Here is a 15541-nt window from a genome sequence, read left to right on the forward strand (position 1 = left end):
GGCCTGAGCGTCCGGGCCGGCCACCGCTCCGGCCCCGGACGCGGACCCGGACGCAGAGCCGCCCACGGCCCCGGACGCGGACCGGCCCAGGGACCCGGACGCGGACCCGCCCGTGGCCCGTGGCGGGCACCCGGCCCACGGACCTTGCGGGTCTTGCGGCCCTGCCCTGGGCCTACGCTGAACATATGAGCAAGCAGAGCGGACGCGGGCGCGTGGCGGGTCTTCCGGACTGGGACCGCTGCGCGGTCATGGGGGTCGTGAACGTGACCCCCGATTCCTTCTCCGACGGCGGCCGCTGGTTCGACACCACGGCCGCCGTCAAGCACGGCCTCGGACTGGTCGCCGAGGGCGCGGACCTGGTCGACGTCGGCGGTGAGTCCACCCGCCCCGGCGCCACCCGCGTCGACGAGGCGGAGGAGCTCAAGCGCGTCATCCCGGTGGTCCGCGGGCTCGCCTCCGAAGGCGTCGTCGTCTCCGTCGACACCATGCGCGCCTCCGTCGCCGCCCAGGCCCTCGCCGCCGGCGCCCGCCTGGTCAACGACGTCAGCGGCGGTCTCGCCGACCCCGCGATGATCTCCGTGGTGGCCGAGACGGGCGCCCCCTTCGTCGTCATGCACTGGCGCGGCTTCCTCCAGGGCGACGCCGTCCGCGGCGCCTACGCCGACGCAGTCACCGAAGTCGTCGACGAGCTGCACGCACGCGTGGAGGCCGTCCTCGCGGGCGGCATCGCCCCCGACCGCATCGTCGTCGACCCCGGGCTCGGCTTCTCCAAGGAGGCCGAGGACGACCTGGCCCTGCTCGCCCACCTCGACCGGCTGCGCGCCCTCGGCCACCCCCTGCTCGTCGCCGCCTCCCGCAAGCGGTTCCTCGGGCGGGTCCTGGCGGGCCCGCAGGGCGCCCCGCCCCCGGCCCGCGAGCGCGACGCGGCGACCGCCGCCGTCTCCGCGCTCGCCGCGCAGGCCGGCGCCTGGGCGGTACGGGTGCACGAGGTGCGCGCGACCGCGGACGCCGTACGCGTCGCACGCGCCGTGGAGGGTGCCCGCACCCCGGACGGCACCCCCGGTACCGGCACCTCCGAGGGAGCCCGGTGAGCTCTCCCCACACCGACGTGGAGCAGGTCGAGGCCGCCAACACCGCCTTCTACGAGGCGCTGGAGCGCGGCGACTTCGAGGAGCTGACCTCGCTCTGGCTGACCCCCGCCGACCTCGGCGTCGACGAGGAGTACCACGACCCGGCCGACGCCGGCGTGATCTCCTGCGTGCACCCGGGCTGGCCCGTGCTCACCGGCCGCGGCGAGGTCCTCAGGTCGTACGCGCTGATCATGGCGAACACGGAGTACATCCAGTTCTTCCTCACCGACGTGCATGTCTCCGTCACGGGCGACACCGCCCTGGTGAACTGCACCGAGAACATCCTCAGCGGCGGGCCCGCCCCGAAGGACGGCGAGGAGCTGGGACCCCTCGTCGGTCAGCTGGTGGTCGCCACGAACGTGTTCCACCGCACGGCCGCCGGCTGGAAGCTCTGGTCGCACCACGCCTCGCCGGTGCTGGCCGAGACCGGCGAGGAGGACGACGAGGACACCCCCGGCACGCCCTCCTGAGAGGGTGTGGCGCGCCGGAACCACGAAAGTGGTTGGAATCACGGCTCGCGGGGTAGAAGCCGCTACCGGCCTGTGAGCCGCCGGGTTTCCCAGGGGAAATCCCCGAGGAAACTTTCGGGGTCGGCCGGGGCCGGTGCGCCGCCGGCCCGGCACTGTCAGTGCTCGCAGGTAGATTCGTTTGAGGCCGGTGTGCCGCGCGCACACGGTACGGACCGGCCGTCACCGACGATTGCAGGAGTGATTCGCGTGGATCGTGTCGCGCTGCGCGGCCTGAAGGCCCGCGGGCACCACGGTGTGTTCCCCAAGGAGCGCGAGGAGGGTCAGACCTTCATCGTGGACCTCGTCCTTGGCCTTGACACCCGGCCGGCCGCGGCCGACGACGACCTGGCGAAGACCGCGCACTACGGCATCGTGGCGGAGGAGGTCGTGGCCATCGTCCAGGGCGAGCCCGTCAACCTCATCGAGACGCTCGCCGAGCGCATCGCCCAGGCCTGCCTGAAGCACGAGGGGGTCGAGGAGGTCGAGGTCTGCGTCCACAAGCCGGACGCCCCGATCACCGTCCCGTTCGACGACGTGACCGTCACCATCATCCGGAGCCGAGTATGACCGCATCCCTCACCGGGGGTCACAGCGACCCGACCGTACAGCCGGTACCCGCCTCCGTCGTCGAGAAGGTCGACGCCGCCGACACGACCCTGCACAACCCGAAACGGGCGGTGCTCTCCCTCGGCTCGAACCTCGGCAACCGTCTGGAGACCCTCCAGGCCGCCGTGGACGCGCTGGAGGACACCCCCGGCGTACGCATCAAGGCCGTCTCCCCGGTGTACGAGACGGAGCCGTGGGGCGTCGAGCCCGGCAGCCAGCCGTCGTACTTCAACGCGGTCGTGATCCTGAAGACCACCCTCCCGCCGTCCTCGCTGCTGGAGCGCGCCCACGCGGTCGAGGAGGCCTTCCACCGCGTGCGCGACGAGCGCTGGGGCCCGCGCACCCTCGACGTCGACATCGTCGCCTACGCCGACACGGTCAGCGACGACCCGCGGCTCACCCTCCCGCATCCGCGTGCCCACGAGCGGGCCTTCGTGCTCGCCCCCTGGCACGACGTGGAACCCGAGGCCGAGCTGCCCGGCCACGGCCCGGTCGCCGCTCTCCTGGGCATCATCACCCTGGACGGGGTCACGGCGCGCAAGGACCTGGAACTCCGGCTGCCCGAGTAGTCGTTAGTAGTCGTTAGGGTCTAGACGACCACAGGGACGGCCCACCGGGTGCGGGCCGTCCACGACCGCTGTCCGGGGGAGCTGAAGGAACACCGTGAGAGAGCTTCGCATCAGGGTGCTGGCAGGCGTGTTCGTCGTCGCCGGAGTGCTCTCCTGGGCGGGTGCCCGCCTGTGGAACGCGCTGGGGACCCTCCCCAGCGTCCCGCTGGCCGCCCCCATCGTCCTCGCCGTGATCGCGGTGATCCTCCTCGCCACGGCCCTGTCGATCCGCGCCCGGCTCAAGGCCCAGCGCGAGCGCCTGCCCGACGCCAAGGGCGTGGACCCGCTGATGGCGGCCCGCGCGGTCGTCTTCGGCCAGGCCAGCGCCCTGGTGGCCGCTCTCGTCGCCGGCATGTACGGCGGCACGGGCGTCTTCCTGCTGGAGTCCCTCGACATCCCCGCCCGCCGCGACCAGGCCATCTACGCCGGCTTCTCGGTGCTGGCCGGGTTCGGCGTGATAGCGGCCGCCATCTTCCTGGAGCGCGTGTGCCGCCTCCCGGAGGACGACGAGCACGACAACGGCGCGGCCACGCGGGCCTAGGACCGCGTCAGGAGGGCTTGTCCCGCCCGCACGGACCCGTCCGGGGCCGCGGGCCGGGACCCGCCGGAACCCGGGCCGCACGGCCCGGCCCGCGTCGCCGCCGTGGGCGTCAGCGCGCCATGATCAGGCTCATGGCCTCGGTGCGGGTGGCCAGGTCGCGCAGCTGTCCCCGCACGGCCGACGTGATCGTCTTCGCCCCGGGCTTGCGCACGCCCCGCATGGACATGCACATGTGCTCGCACTCGACGACCACGATGACCCCGCGCGGCTCCAGGATCTCCATCAGCGAGTCGGCGATCTGCGTGGTCAGCCGCTCCTGGACCTGCGGCCGGCGGGCGTAGACGTCGACGAGCCGGGCCAGCTTCGACAGACCGGTGATCTTGCCGTCGACGGACGGGATGTAGCCGACGTGGGCCACCCCGACGAACGGCACCAGGTGATGCTCACAGGAGCTGAGGACCTCGATGTCCTTCACCAGGACCATCTCGTCGTGCCCCAGGTCGAACGTCGTGGTCAGCACGTCCTCGGGCTTCTGCCACAGTCCCGCGAATATCTCCCGGTACGCCCGCGCCACCCGCGCAGGAGTCTCCTTGAGCCCCTCGCGGTCCGGGTCCTCGCCGACCGCGATGAGAAGCTCGCGCACGGCGTTCTCGGCGCGCTTCTCGTCGAACTCGCCGATGGAGCCCTCGCCGTCGAGCGTCACGGGGTCGGTCATCTGAAGCCTCGTTCCTGTACCTGTCATGCGTGCGGGCGGGGGGCAGGCCACCGCGTCCCGCTTGCGGACCTACCGAAATGCCGCGCCCCCCAGGCTAGAACCTGGGGGGCGCGGCATCCATTCCGGGCCTGGTGAGGCCACCGGGGACGGCCGGGAGGGTCAGCTCTCCGGTCGGTCCTCCGTGACCGGTTCCGTCGCCGACGCGGACTCCGCAGCGGTCGACTTCACGGTGCTGATGGCCGGCGTCGCGCCGTTCGCGCCGTTCGTCAGTGCCAGCTCCTTGGGGGAGAGCACCGGCGGACGGGTGGACGGCGTACGGCGGGAGGAGCCGGTCCAGGCGGGCCGCGGCGGCCGCTTGACGATCGTGGCGAAGACCTCCGCGATCTCCTCCTTGCCGAGCGTCTCCTTCTCCAGCAGCTGGAGCACCAGGTTGTCGAGGACGTCGCGGTTCTCGACCAGGATCTCCCAGGCCTCGTTGTGCGCGTTCTCGATGAGCTTCTTGACTTCCTCGTCCACCAGAGCGGCGACCTCTTCCGAGTAGTCGCGCTGGTGAGCCATCTCACGGCCGAGGAAGGGCTCGGTGTTGTCGCCGCCGAACTTGATCGCGCCGAGCCGCTCGGTCATGCCGTACTGCGTGACCATCGCGCGGGCGGTGGCCGTGGCCTTCTCGATGTCGTTCGCGGCGCCCGTGGTCGGGTCGTGGAAGACCAGTTCCTCGGCCGCGCGGCCGCCCAGCATGTAGGCCAGCTGGTCGAGCATCTCGTTGCGCGTGGTCGAGTACTTGTCCTCGTCCGGGAGCACCATCGTGTAGCCGAGGGCGCGGCCGCGGGACAGGATCGTGATCTTGTGGACCGGGTCGGAGTTCGGCGAGGCCGCCGCGACCAGGGCGTGACCGCCCTCGTGGTACGCGGTGATCTTCTTCTCCTTGTCCGACATGATCCGGGTCCGCTTCTGCGGGCCCGCGACCACACGGTCGATCGCCTCGTCCAGCATCAGGTTGTCGATCAGCTTCCGGTCGCTGCGGGCCGTGAGCAGCGCGGCCTCGTTCAGCACGTTGGACAGATCGGCACCCGTGAAGCCGGGGGTGCGGCGGGCGACGGCGGCCAGGTCGACGTCGGGCGCGACCGGCTTGCCCTTCTGGTGGACCTTGAGGATCTCCAGGCGGCCCTGCATGTCGGGGCGGTCGACCGCGATCTGGCGGTCGAAGCGGCCGGGGCGCAGGAGGGCCGGGTCGAGGATGTCCGGGCGGTTCGTGGCGGCGATCAGGATGACGCCGCCCTTGACGTCGAAGCCGTCCATCTCGACGAGCAGCTGGTTCAGCGTCTGCTCGCGCTCGTCGTGGCCACCGCCGAGGCCGGCGCCGCGGTGACGGCCGACCGCGTCGATCTCGTCGACGAAGACGATCGCCGGGGCGTTCGCCTTGGCCTGCTCGAACAGGTCGCGCACCCGGGAGGCACCGACACCGACGAACATCTCGACGAAGTCGGAACCGGAGATCGAGTAGAACGGCACGCCCGCCTCGCCCGCGACGGCACGCGCGAGCAGGGTCTTGCCGGTGCCGGGAGGGCCGTACAGCAGTACGCCCTTGGGGATCTTGGCGCCGACCGCCTGGAACTTCGCCGGCTCCTGGAGGAACTCCTTGATCTCCTGGAGCTCCTCGACGGCCTCGTCCGAGCCCGCGACGTCCGCGAACGTCGTCTTCGGGGTGTCCTTGGTGATGAGCTTCGCCTTGGACTTGCCGAAGTTCATGACCCGGGAGCCGCCGCCCTGCATCTGATTCATCAGGAACAGGAACACGACGACGATGAGGACGAAGGGGAGCAGGGAGAGCAGGATGCCGAGGAAAGCGTTCTGCTTCGTCGGGGTGACGGTGTAGCCGTCGGGGATCTGCTTGTCCTGGTACTTGGTCTGCAGCGTGTTGGCGATGGTCACGCCCTGGTCGCCGATGTAGCTCGCCTGGATCTTCGAGCTGCCGTCGACCTTCACGCCGTCCTTGAGCGAGACCTTGATGGTCTGCTCGTCACCGGTGGTGATCTTGGCCGATTCGACCTTGTTGTCGTTGATCGCCTGGACGACCTTGCCGGTGTCCACCGTCTTGTAGCCGCCGGACGAGCCGACGACCTGCATCAACACGACCACGGCAAGGACGGCCAGCACGATCCACATGACCGGCCCACGGAAGTATCGCTTCACGTCCATCCATACGGAGCGGTGTCGCCCCGTCCCTCCTGCCATAGTGAGTTTGATAAGACAGTTCTTCTGACGGTACCCCAGCATTGTGGACCGAAGCCGCACGGGACGGCTGGCGATCCGTCTGCCTGCTCCAACGGCGAGAGGCCCGCTGGGGTTCCCGATCGTCCTGGTGAGCTTGGTCCTACTGGCTCAGCCGCCGTAGACGTGCGGCGCGAGAGTACCCACGAACGGCAGGTTGCGGTACTTCTCGGCGTAGTCGAGGCCGTAGCCGACGACGAACTCGTTGGGGATGTCGAAGCCGACCCACGCCACGTCGATGGCGACCTTGGCGGCGTCCGGCTTGCGCAGCAGCGTGCACACCTTCAGGGAGGCGGGCTCGCGCGAGCCGAGGTTGCTGAGCAGCCACGACAGGGTCAGGCCGGAGTCGATGATGTCCTCGACGATCAGGACGTGCCGGCCCTTGATGTCGGTGTCGAGGTCCTTGAGGATCCGCACCACACCGGAGGACTGGGTGCCCGCCCCGTACGAGGACACCGCCATCCAGTCCATGGTGACGGGGGTGGACAGCGACCGGGCGAGGTCGGCCATGACCATCACCGCGCCCTTGAGGACGCCGACGATCAGCAGGTCCTTGCCCGCGTACTCCTCGTCGATCCTCGCGGCCAGCTCGGCCAGCTTCGCGTCGATCTCTTCCTTGGTGATGAGTACCTCTTTGAGGTCGGCACCCATGTCTTTCGCGTCCACCCGCATCACTTTCGGTCGGTCGTCCCACCGGCTGCCCGGCCCCTGCCCGAAGGGGAGGCCGGCCGTCTCCCCGAGGAGGGAGATTCAGCCTTGCCGGATCACCAGTCTGCCACCCTGTCGCTGGGCGACGACCCGGCCGGGGAGGTTGATGGCTCCCTGACCCCGCCAACCGGTGATCAGCCGGTCGACCTCCTCGATGTGGCGGGCGAACAGCGAACCGGCCGGAGCGCCCGCCTCGATGGCCGCACGGCGCAGGATCCGGCGGCGTACGGCGGGCGGCAGGGCGTAGAGCTTGGCGCACTCCAGCAGACCCGTCGCGTCGCGTACGGAGGCCTCGGCCTGGCTGGCCCAGGCGTCGAGAGCGTCTGCATCGTCACGGGAGAGCTGGGCCGTACGGGCGAGGGCCTCGACGACTCCCTTGCCGAGGGCCTTCTCCAGGGCGGGCAGGCCTTCGTGGCGCAGCCGGGAGCGGGTGTAGGCCGGATCGGCGTTGTGCGGGTCGTCCCAGACGGGCAGCGACTGGGCCATACAGGCCTTGCGCGCGGTCTGCCGGTCGAGCTGGAGGAAGGGCCTGCGGTAGCGGCCGTCGGCCCCCGAGACCGCGGCCATCCCGGACAGGGACCGGATGCCGGATCCCCGGGCGAGCCCCAGCAGGACGGTCTCCGCCTGGTCGTCACGGGTGTGGCCGAGCAGGATCGCGGCGGCGCCGTGGCGGTCCGCGGCGGCGTCGAGGGCGGCGTAGCGGGCGTCGCGGGCGGCGGCCTCGGGCCCGCCCTCGCGGCCGACGGTCACGGCGACGGACTCGACCGGGTCCAGGCCGAGTTCGCGCAGCCGCAGCACGACCTCGTCGGCGCGCAGGTCGGAACCGGGCTGGAGGCCGTGGTCGACGGTGACGCCGCCGGCGCGGATGCCGAGCTTGGGCGCCTCGAAGGCGAGGGCGGAGGCCAGCGCCATGGAGTCGGCGCCGCCGGAGCACGCGACGAGCACGAGCGGCGGTGCCGGGCGCTCGTCGGGCGCGCGGTCGGTGCCCTGCGCCGGGACCTGGTCGGCGTACCGGCCGGGGGCCTGGCCGACGGAGCCGGGGACGTCGACGGCCGCCGGCGTACCCACGGCGGACGGCGCGCCCACGGCGGACGATGCGCCCGCGGCGGACGGCGTGCCCGCCGTGGTGAGGGTGCCCGTGGCGAAGGTGACGTCGTCGGCGCCGGCTGTTCTGTTGAGTTCGATGAGGATGTCGTGGAGGACGCGGCGGACCGCCAGGCGTATCGCCGCGACCGCAGGATGGGGACCCATGTCCGGTTCCCTTCATGAAGTTTTCGGGAGTGAACCCGAGGCTCGGTCACTCAGAGTGTGTCGATGGTGACAGAACCGGGGCGTTCCCCGAGCATTGCACGCCTACGCATGGCTCACGGTCCCTCGGACGGGTGATTGGAGGGGCGTTCGCCTGCCGTCGGCCGGATCCGTCCCACGGCTTCCCGTGTCGTGCCCGGCCCACGGACCGGCCCGCGGTCACGGTTTCAGGAATCCGTCCTGCCGTGCACCCGCGCGACCCAGTCCCCCGGTTCGGCGATCTCCGCCTTGGTCGGCAGGGTGTTGGGCGACGTCCACACCCGGTTGAACCCGTCCATGCCGACCTGGTCCACCACGGCCCGCACGAAACGCTCGCCGTCCCGGTACTGCTTGAGCTTGGCGTCCAGGCCCAGCAGCTTGCGCAGCGTGGTGTCCAGTCGCGAGGCGCCCTTGGCGCGGCGCTGCTGGAACTTCTCGCGGATCTCCGCGACGCTCGGGACGACCGAGGGCCCGACCCCGTCCATCACGAAGTCGGCGTGCCCCTCCAGCAGGGACATCACGGCGGTCAGCCGGGTGAGGATCTCCCGCTGGGCCGGGGTCTGCACCAGCTCCACCAGGGAGCGGCCGCCGTCGTCCTCCTCGCCCTCGGGCCGACCGCCGGCCAGCGACTGGGCGGCCTCCCGGATGCGCTCCAGGAAGGTCATGGGGTCGACGTCGGTCTCCCCCAGGAAAGACTGGATCTCACCCTCCACGTGGTCGCGCAGCCAGGGCACCGCGGAGAACTGGGTGCGGTGCGTCTCCTCGTGCAGGCACACCCAGAGGCGGAAGTCGTGGGGCTGTACGTCGAGTTCCCGCTCCACGTGCACGATGTTCGGCGCGACGAGCAGCAGGCGGCCGCCGCCGGCCGGCCCGGCCGGCAGTTCGCGGGTGGCGGGGGCGAAGGTCTCGTACTGGCCGAGGACCCGTGAGGCGAGGAACGACAGCAGCATGCCGAGTTCGACGCCGGTCACCTTGCCGCCGACCATGCCCAGGACCGCGCCGCCGGGGTTGTTGCCGCGCCGGTCCTGCATCTTGTCGAGCAGCGGCTTGAGGATCTCCCGGAACCCGGCGACGTTCGCCCGGACCCAGCCGGGCCGGTCGACCACGAGCACGGGGGTGTCATGGACGTCTCCGGTGCCCATCCGGGTGAAGCCCCGGACGTGTTCCTCCGAGGCCTTGGCGTGGCGGCGCAGTTCCGCGACGACGGCCCGGGCCTCGTCGCGGCTCACCTCGGGGCCCGGCCGTACCAGCCGGGTCGCGGTCGCCACCGCGAGATTCCAGTCGACCATCCCAGTAGATGCAGCACCACCGATGCTCGTCATGGCTCAACGGTACGTGAGCGTTCCCGCCGCGGGCAGGCCTCGAAGCGGTGTCCGCGGGCCGCGGTGCGCCGGGCGGCACCCGGCGCCGTACGGTCCGGTTCAGCCGCAGCCGCACGCGGCGAGCGCGGTCGCCGTCCGGTCCAGCGCCGACTGGGCCGCCGCCGGATCGGTCGTGTCCGCGGTCAGGAAGGCGAAGGCCAGCAGCCGGCCGTCCTCGTCCACGACCGTGCCGGCCAGCGTGTTGACGCCGGTCAGGGTGCCGGTCTTGGCCCGTACGACGCCGGCCGCGCCGTCGCTGTAGCGGGCGCTGAGGGTGCCGGTGAAGCCGGCCACCGGAAGACCGGTGAGGACCGGGCGGAGTTCGGGGTGGGCGGGGTCACCGGCCTTGACCAGCAGGGCCGTCAGCAGGTTCGCGGTCAGCCGGTCGTCGCGGTTCAGACCGCTGCCGTCCTTGAACTCGGCGCCCGTCAGGGGAAGTCCGAGCTTCTGGAGCTGGGCGCGGATCGCCTTCCCGCCGCCGGCGAAGTCGGCGCGCCCGCCGGTCGCGACGGCGGTCTGGCGGGCGAGCGCCTCGGCGATGTCGTTGTCGCTGTTGGTCAGCATCCGCTCGACGACGCTGGACAGCGGCGGCGAGGAGACGGTGGCCAGGGACTCGGCGCGGCCGCTCGCCTTGGACAGGCCGGGCGAAGTCGTCCGGATCCCGGCCGAGTTCAGGAACTCGCCGAACCGGCGGGCCGCGTCGGCCGCCGGGTCGGCCACCCGGGCCACCGGGCCGTGCGTCGAGTCGTCCGTACGGCCCTCGTCCGCCATCAGGGCGCTGACCTGGGCGATGTTGTCGTTGACGCCGATCGGGTGGGTCGCGGAACCGGCGTAGAGGGTCGTGTCGTACGACAGCGTCACCTGGCTCAGGCCGCGCTTCTTCAGGGCGGCGGCGGTGTCGGCGGCGAGGGCGCGCAGGCTCGCCCAGCCTTCCTTGTCGTCCGCGTGGGCCGTCAGGGTCGGGTCGCCGCCGCCGACCAGGACGACCTCCTTCGTGCCGGGTTCGAGGGCGGTGCGGGTGGTGAAGCGGTGGTCGGCGCCCATCGCGGAGAGCGCGGCGACGGCGGTGGCGATCTTCGTGGTGGAGGCGGGGGTCAGCGCGTCGTCGGCCCCGGTGCCGTACAGGCGCCGGCCGGTGCCGAGGTCGACGACGACGGCGGTGTGCCGGCTGCCGAGCGCCTGGTCGTCCAGGAGCGGGTCCAGGACGTCGGCCACGGACTTCGCGCCCGGCTTCGACTGCACGGCGGTCACTCCGGCGGTGAGACCGGTCAGCACGGACGGGGCGCTGGGCGCGGGCCGGGGCCCCCGGGCCTGCGTACCGGACGTATCGGACTTACGGCCGTGATCTGTGCCACCCGTGCCGTCCAGGGCGGCTGCCCGGTCCCGCTCGGCCGTACGCTGACCGGTGGCGTCCCAGGGCCCGGCGGCGCTCACCACGACGGCGGCCAGCGCAAGTCCGGCGGTGGCGGCACCCGCGGTGTACTGCCAGGTCTTCGGCCTGACGGGCCGTGTGACCTGCGGTTTCACGGTCTGTGTCAGCCGCGCGACCCGCGGCCTCACGGCCGTCGCGACCCGTACGAGAGGCGGCTTCACGGCCGTCACTGCTCGCACGAGACGCGGTCGGACGGCGCCCGCGATCCGCACCACGTGCGGTCTCGCGGCCTGCCAAGGCCTCAGCTCGGGCACGACCACCAGCCCCTTTCGCGATCACACACCTGCGTGAGGGACACTTAATCACCAGAACTATGTGCTGATCATGGAGGAGCCACCGGTGGAGTTCGACGTCACGATCGAGATCCCGAAGGGTTCGCGGAACAAGTACGAGGTGGACCACGAGACCGGTCGGATCCGACTGGACCGTCGGCTCTTCACCTCGACCAGTTACCCGGCCGACTACGGCTTCGTCGAGAACACTCTCGGCGAGGACGGCGACCCGCTGGACGCGCTGGTCATCCTGGAGGAGCCGACCTTCCCCGGCTGCCTCATCAAGTGCCGTGCCATCGGCATGTTCCGGATGACCGACGAGGCCGGCGGCGACGACAAGCTGCTGTGCGTCCCGGCGTCCGACCCGCGCGTGGAGCACCTGCGCGACATCCACCACGTGTCGGAGTTCGACCGCCTGGAGATCCAGCACTTCTTCGAGGTCTACAAGGACCTGGAGCCCGGCAAGTCCGTCGAGGGCGCCGACTGGGTCGGCCGCACCGAGGCCGAGGCCGAGATCGAGCGGTCCTACAAGCGATTCAAGGACCAGGGCGGCCACTGAGTCCCCTGCCGTCCACGGGCCGTACGCGCACGCGTGCGGCCCGTCGGCATGTCTGTGCGCATACTGGGGCTGGGAAAGGCGTCGTTCAGGGAGCGTTGCGTCAGTGACGGAAGCGGAGGACCGCAAGCCGCAGTCGGACGAGGCGAGGAGCACGTACGAGTCGGAGATCACGTCCGAGTTCGCGATTCCGGAGGGTCTCGCGGTCCCCAAGAGCACCAAGGGCGGTACGGAGTCGGAGACCACGTCCGAGTTCGCCGTCCCCGACGGGCTGGACGTGGCGCAGCCGGCGGTCGGTGAGTCCGAGGGCTCGGCCTTCAGCACACCGCGGACCTACAGCGCCCGCAGCGCCCCGCCCGCCTTCACCCCGCCGGTCGGTGTCCCCCGGGTCAGCCTGACCAAGGACGCCCCCTGGCAGGACCGGATGCGCACGATGCTGCGGATGCCGGTGGCCGAGCGGCCCGCGCTGGAGACGGCGCGCAAGGCCGAGGAGGTCGCGCCCGCCGTCCCGCGCGTGCTCGACCTGACCCTGCGCATCGGCGAACTGCTGCTGGCCGGCGGCGAGGGCGCCGAGGACGTGGAGGCGGCGATGTTCGCGGTCTGCCGGTCCTACGGCCTGGACCGCTGCGAGCCGACCGCCACCTTCACCCTGCTGTCGATCTCGTACCAGCCGTCGCTGGTGGACGGCCCGCTGACCGCCTCGCGGACCGTGCGCCGCCGGGGCACCGACTACACCCGGCTGGCGGCCGTCTTCCAGCTCGTGCACGACCTGAGCGACACCGAGGACCACCTCTCCCTGGAGGAGGCCTACCGGCGGCTCGCGGAGATCCGCCGCAACCGGCACCCGTACCCCACCTGGGTGCTCACCTCGGCCGGCGGGCTGCTCGCGGGCGCCGCCTCCGTGCTCGTCGGCGGTGATCTGCTGGTCTTCGTCGCGGCCGCGCTCGGCGCGATGCTCGGCGACCGGCTGGCCTGGCTGTGCGCGGGGCGCGGGCTGCCCGAGTTCTACCAGTTCACGGTGGCCGCGATGCCCCCCGCCGCCATAGGGGTCGCGCTGACGCTGGCGCACGTCGACGTGAAGGCGTCCGCGGTGATCACCGGTGGGCTGTTCGCGCTGCTGCCGGGGCGGGCGCTGGTCGCCGGGGTCCAGGACGGTCTGACCGGCTTCTACATCACCGCGGCCGCACGGCTGCTGGAGGTCATGTACCTGTTCGTCGGCATCGTCGTCGGCGTGCTGGTGGTGCTGTACTTCGGCGTGAAGTTCGGCGCCCAGCTCAACCCCGACACGGCGCTCAGCGTCGCCGAGCGGCCGCTGGTCCAGATCGGCGCGTCCATGCTGCTGTGCCTGACCTTCGCGGTGCTGCTCCAGCAGGAACGGTCCACCGTGCTGGCGGTGACCCTGAACGGCGGCGTCGCGTGGTCGGTGTACGGCGCGATGCACTACACCGCCGGCATCTCCCCGGTCGCCTCCACGGCCGTGGCGGCGGGCCTGGTGGGTCTGTTCGGGCAGCTGCTGTCCCGCTACCGGTTCGCGTCGGCGCTGCCGTACACGACCGCGGCCGTCGGGCCGCTGCTGCCGGGTTCCGCCACGTACTTCGGGCTGCTGTCGATCGCCCAGAACGAGGTCGACAAGGGCGTGGTGTCGCTGACGAAGGCCGCCGCGCTCGCGATGGCCATCGCCATCGGCGTGAACCTGGGGTCGGAGATCTCCCGGCTGTTCCTGCGGGTGCCGGGCGGAGCCACCGGGGGACGGCTGGCGGCGAAGCGGACCCGCGGCTTCTGACCACCGCGCGCCCGCCGGCGCCGCTTCCTGTTCCTGCCGGGCCCCGCCCCGCGGCAGGGACTCAGCCCTGGTCGTACGGGTACTGACCGCCCTGCGGGTAGTCCTGCTGGTAGTCCGGCTGCGAGCCGTAGGGCGGCCGACCGTAGCCCTGGCCCTGGGAGTGCTGCTGGGGGTGCTGCTGGGCGTAGGGCTGGGGCTGGCCGTAGGGCTGCTGCTGGGGCTGCTGGCCCTGTCCGTACGGCTGCTGGGGCTGCTGCTGGGGCTGGGCGTACTGCTGGCCGCCGTAACCCTGGCTCTGCGGGTGCTGCTGGGCGTAGGGCTGCCGGGGCCGGTCCTGGTACTGGTCCTGGTACTGGTCCTGGTACTGGTCGTAGCCCTGGTCCGCGCCCTGGTCGTAGTACCGGTCGTGGCCGGGCTGCTGGTGCCGGCTCTGGCTCTGGTGGGGCCGGTCCGCCGAGGGGACGCGGCGCAGCTGGGTCGTCGCGTCGTCCATGGCCGGGGTCTGCTGCTGGAAGGCCTGCTGCGGGAACTCCGGCTCGGCCGGGGCGTCCGCGGCCGCACGCTTCTCCTTGCGGGCCTTGAGGACCTCGATGATCACCGGGATCACGGAGACGAGGACGATCAGGACGAGGATGGCCTCGACGTTGTTCTTGATGAGGTCGATCTGGCCGAGGAAGTAACCCGCGACCGTCACGCCCGTACCCCACAGGGCGCCGCCGACCACGTTGTACGTGAGGAACGTGCGGTACTGCATGCGGCCGGCGCCCGCGATGATCGGGGCGAAGGTCCGCACGATGGGCACGAAGCGGGCCAGCACGATGGCCTTGGGACCGTAGTTCTCGACGAACTCGTTCGCCTTCTCCAGGTTCTCCTGCTTGAAGAGCTTGGAGTCGGGCCGACTGAAGAGCTTCGGCCCGAAGAACTTGCCGATCAGGAAGCCGACCTGGTCGCCGAGGACCGCCGCGGCCACGATCAGCGTGCACACCAGCCACAGCGGCTGGTGGATCCACTTGCCGTCCGCGACCAGCAGACCCGCCGTGAACAGCAGCGAGTCGCCGGGCAGGAAGGCGAACAGACCCGACTCGGCGAAGACGATGACCAGGATGCCGATCAGCCCGAAGGTCGAGATCAGGTAGTCCGGGGTAAGCCACTCAGGGCCGAGGGCGAGGGTAGTCACGGGTTCCGGGCTCCTGAGAAGGGGGAGGGCGGTCGGTGCGGCGGCGGGACCGCCCAAAACTAACAACGCTACGCCATGGGACCAGGTTCCCAGGGCTTCCCACAGGATGCACTGTGCGTCCGTCTGGTCAAAGCTGTGAGCATGGGCATCGATGAATACGGCGGCGGCCAGCAGCCCCAGGCTGCCGTTCTGGTCGTGACCACGAACGACGTACCCGGACACCGCGTCCAGCAGGTCATCGGCGAGGTCTTCGGCCTGACCGTGCGCTCCCGGCACCTGGGCAGCCAGATCGGTGCCGGTCTGAAGTCGATGATCGGCGGTGAGCTCAAGGGGCTCACCAAGACGCTCGTGGCGACCCGCAACCAGGCCATGGAACGGCTGGTGGAGCAGGCACAGGCGCGTGGCGCCAACGCGGTGCTGGCGTTCCGCTTCGACGTCACGGAGGCGGCGGACGCGGGCACCGAGGTGTGCGCCTACGGAACGGCGGTGGTCCTGGCCCCGGAGTGAGACCGGGCCCCGACCCCCCGCCCCGCCGGCGGGGTGGCGGGGCGCGGTGGCGCCCCAAGAGATAGGAAGATCACACCG

At 71.4% G+C, this 15541-nt stretch carries 15 protein-coding genes; 8 read left to right on the forward strand and 7 right to left on the reverse strand.

Features of this window, described 5'->3' with window-relative positions; genetic code table 11:
- The first annotated feature begins 185 nt into the window (after positions 1 to 185).
- From folP to ABT085_RS31480, 5 genes are all read left to right on the forward strand, one after another.
- The gene (folP, locus tag ABT085_RS31460; protein ID WP_351615470.1) at positions 186 to 1091 is read left to right on the forward strand and encodes a dihydropteroate synthase; all 906 of its coding nucleotides are present in this window, start codon (positions 186 to 188) and stop codon (positions 1089 to 1091) included.
- On the forward strand, positions 1088 to 1600 hold the full coding sequence (locus tag ABT085_RS31465; protein ID WP_351615473.1) for a nuclear transport factor 2 family protein: 513 nt from the start codon (positions 1088 to 1090) through the stop codon (positions 1598 to 1600). Before folP ends, ABT085_RS31465 begins: the two co-directional genes overlap by 4 nt.
- Before the next feature lie 246 nt (positions 1601 to 1846).
- Positions 1847 to 2206 (forward strand): dihydroneopterin aldolase, encoded by a 360-nt coding sequence (gene folB / locus ABT085_RS31470; RefSeq protein ID WP_351615476.1) that lies wholly within the window; start codon positions 1847 to 1849, stop codon positions 2204 to 2206.
- Positions 2203 to 2814, forward strand: coding sequence for a 2-amino-4-hydroxy-6-hydroxymethyldihydropteridine diphosphokinase (folK, locus tag ABT085_RS31475; protein WP_351615479.1), 612 nt, complete (start codon positions 2203 to 2205; stop codon positions 2812 to 2814). Before folB ends, folK begins: the two co-directional genes overlap by 4 nt.
- A gap of 94 nt (positions 2815 to 2908) precedes the next feature.
- Entirely contained in the window at positions 2909 to 3394 is a 486-nt protein-coding gene (locus ABT085_RS31480) for a DUF3180 domain-containing protein (protein ID WP_351615482.1), read from the forward strand.
- A 109-nt stretch (positions 3395 to 3503) separates the two neighbouring features.
- On the opposite strand, the gene folE is transcribed toward ABT085_RS31480, so the two are convergent.
- The 6 genes from folE to dacB form a co-directional block, all read right to left on the reverse strand.
- Positions 3504 to 4109, reverse strand: a complete 606-nt coding sequence (gene folE, locus ABT085_RS31485) for a GTP cyclohydrolase I FolE (protein ID WP_152887743.1) — start codon at positions 4107 to 4109, stop codon at positions 3504 to 3506.
- 159 nt (positions 4110 to 4268) lie between these two features.
- The gene (gene ftsH, locus ABT085_RS31490) at positions 4269 to 6308 is read right to left on the reverse strand and encodes an ATP-dependent zinc metalloprotease FtsH (protein ID WP_351615492.1); all 2040 of its coding nucleotides are present in this window, start codon (positions 6306 to 6308) and stop codon (positions 4269 to 4271) included.
- A gap of 183 nt (positions 6309 to 6491) precedes the next feature.
- A complete protein-coding gene (hpt, locus tag ABT085_RS31495) occupies positions 6492 to 7052 on the reverse strand; it encodes a hypoxanthine phosphoribosyltransferase (protein WP_152887790.1) in 561 nt (186 codons plus the stop codon).
- 78 nt (positions 7053 to 7130) lie between these two features.
- Entirely contained in the window at positions 7131 to 8339 is a 1209-nt protein-coding gene (tilS, locus tag ABT085_RS31500) for a tRNA lysidine(34) synthetase TilS (RefSeq protein WP_351615495.1), read from the reverse strand.
- A 224-nt stretch (positions 8340 to 8563) separates the two neighbouring features.
- Entirely contained in the window at positions 8564 to 9697 is a 1134-nt protein-coding gene (locus tag ABT085_RS31505; RefSeq protein ID WP_351615498.1) for an Rv3626c family coenzyme F420 biosynthesis-associated protein, read from the reverse strand.
- A gap of 99 nt (positions 9698 to 9796) precedes the next feature.
- Positions 9797 to 11428 (reverse strand): D-alanyl-D-alanine carboxypeptidase/D-alanyl-D-alanine endopeptidase, encoded by a 1632-nt coding sequence (gene dacB, locus ABT085_RS31510; protein ID WP_351615501.1) that lies wholly within the window; start codon positions 11426 to 11428, stop codon positions 9797 to 9799.
- A 79-nt stretch (positions 11429 to 11507) separates the two neighbouring features.
- Here dacB and ABT085_RS31515 point away from each other — a divergent pair, with 79 nt between their 5' ends.
- Positions 11508 to 11999, forward strand: coding sequence for an inorganic diphosphatase (locus ABT085_RS31515; RefSeq protein WP_351615513.1), 492 nt, complete (start codon positions 11508 to 11510; stop codon positions 11997 to 11999).
- A 103-nt stretch (positions 12000 to 12102) separates the two neighbouring features.
- On the forward strand, positions 12103 to 13779 hold the full coding sequence (locus tag ABT085_RS31520; RefSeq protein ID WP_351615504.1) for a threonine/serine exporter family protein: 1677 nt from the start codon (positions 12103 to 12105) through the stop codon (positions 13777 to 13779).
- A gap of 61 nt (positions 13780 to 13840) precedes the next feature.
- Here the strand turns inward: ABT085_RS31520 and ABT085_RS31525 are convergent, their stop codons facing one another.
- Positions 13841 to 14956 carry a DedA family protein gene (locus ABT085_RS31525; protein ID WP_351615507.1) on the reverse strand — a complete coding sequence of 372 codons (1116 nt, stop codon included), beginning with the start codon at positions 14954 to 14956 and terminating at the stop codon, positions 13841 to 13843.
- A 141-nt stretch (positions 14957 to 15097) separates the two neighbouring features.
- Between ABT085_RS31525 and ABT085_RS31530 the strand changes: the two genes are divergently transcribed.
- Entirely contained in the window at positions 15098 to 15463 is a 366-nt protein-coding gene (locus ABT085_RS31530) for a YbjQ family protein (protein ID WP_351615510.1), read from the forward strand.
- Positions 15464 to 15541 lie beyond the last annotated feature (78 nt).

The organism is Streptomyces sp. NPDC002265 (assembly GCF_040296125.1).
Classification (GTDB): Bacteria; Actinomycetota; Actinomycetes; order Streptomycetales; family Streptomycetaceae; genus Streptomyces.

Bases quoted from the DNA above. Each gene is read 5' to 3' on its own strand.
- folP (WP_351615470.1), top strand. From the start codon at position 186: ATGAGCAAGCAGAGCGGACGCGGGCGCGTGGCGGGTCTTCCGGACTGG.
- folK (WP_351615479.1), top strand. From the start codon at position 2,203: ATGACCGCATCCCTCACCGGGGGTCACAGCGACCCGACCGTACAGCCG.
- folE (WP_152887743.1), bottom strand. From the start codon at position 4,109: ATGACCGACCCCGTGACGCTCGACGGCGAGGGCTCCATCGGCGAGTTC.
- ftsH (WP_351615492.1), bottom strand. From the start codon at position 6,308: ATGGACGTGAAGCGATACTTCCGTGGGCCGGTCATGTGGATCGTGCTG.
- hpt (WP_152887790.1), bottom strand. From the start codon at position 7,052: ATGCGGGTGGACGCGAAAGACATGGGTGCCGACCTCAAAGAGGTACTC.
- tilS (WP_351615495.1), bottom strand. From the start codon at position 8,339: ATGGGTCCCCATCCTGCGGTCGCGGCGATACGCCTGGCGGTCCGCCGC.
- ABT085_RS31505 (WP_351615498.1), bottom strand. From the start codon at position 9,697: ATGACGAGCATCGGTGGTGCTGCATCTACTGGGATGGTCGACTGGAAT.
- ABT085_RS31530 (WP_351615510.1), top strand. From the start codon at position 15,098: ATGGGCATCGATGAATACGGCGGCGGCCAGCAGCCCCAGGCTGCCGTT.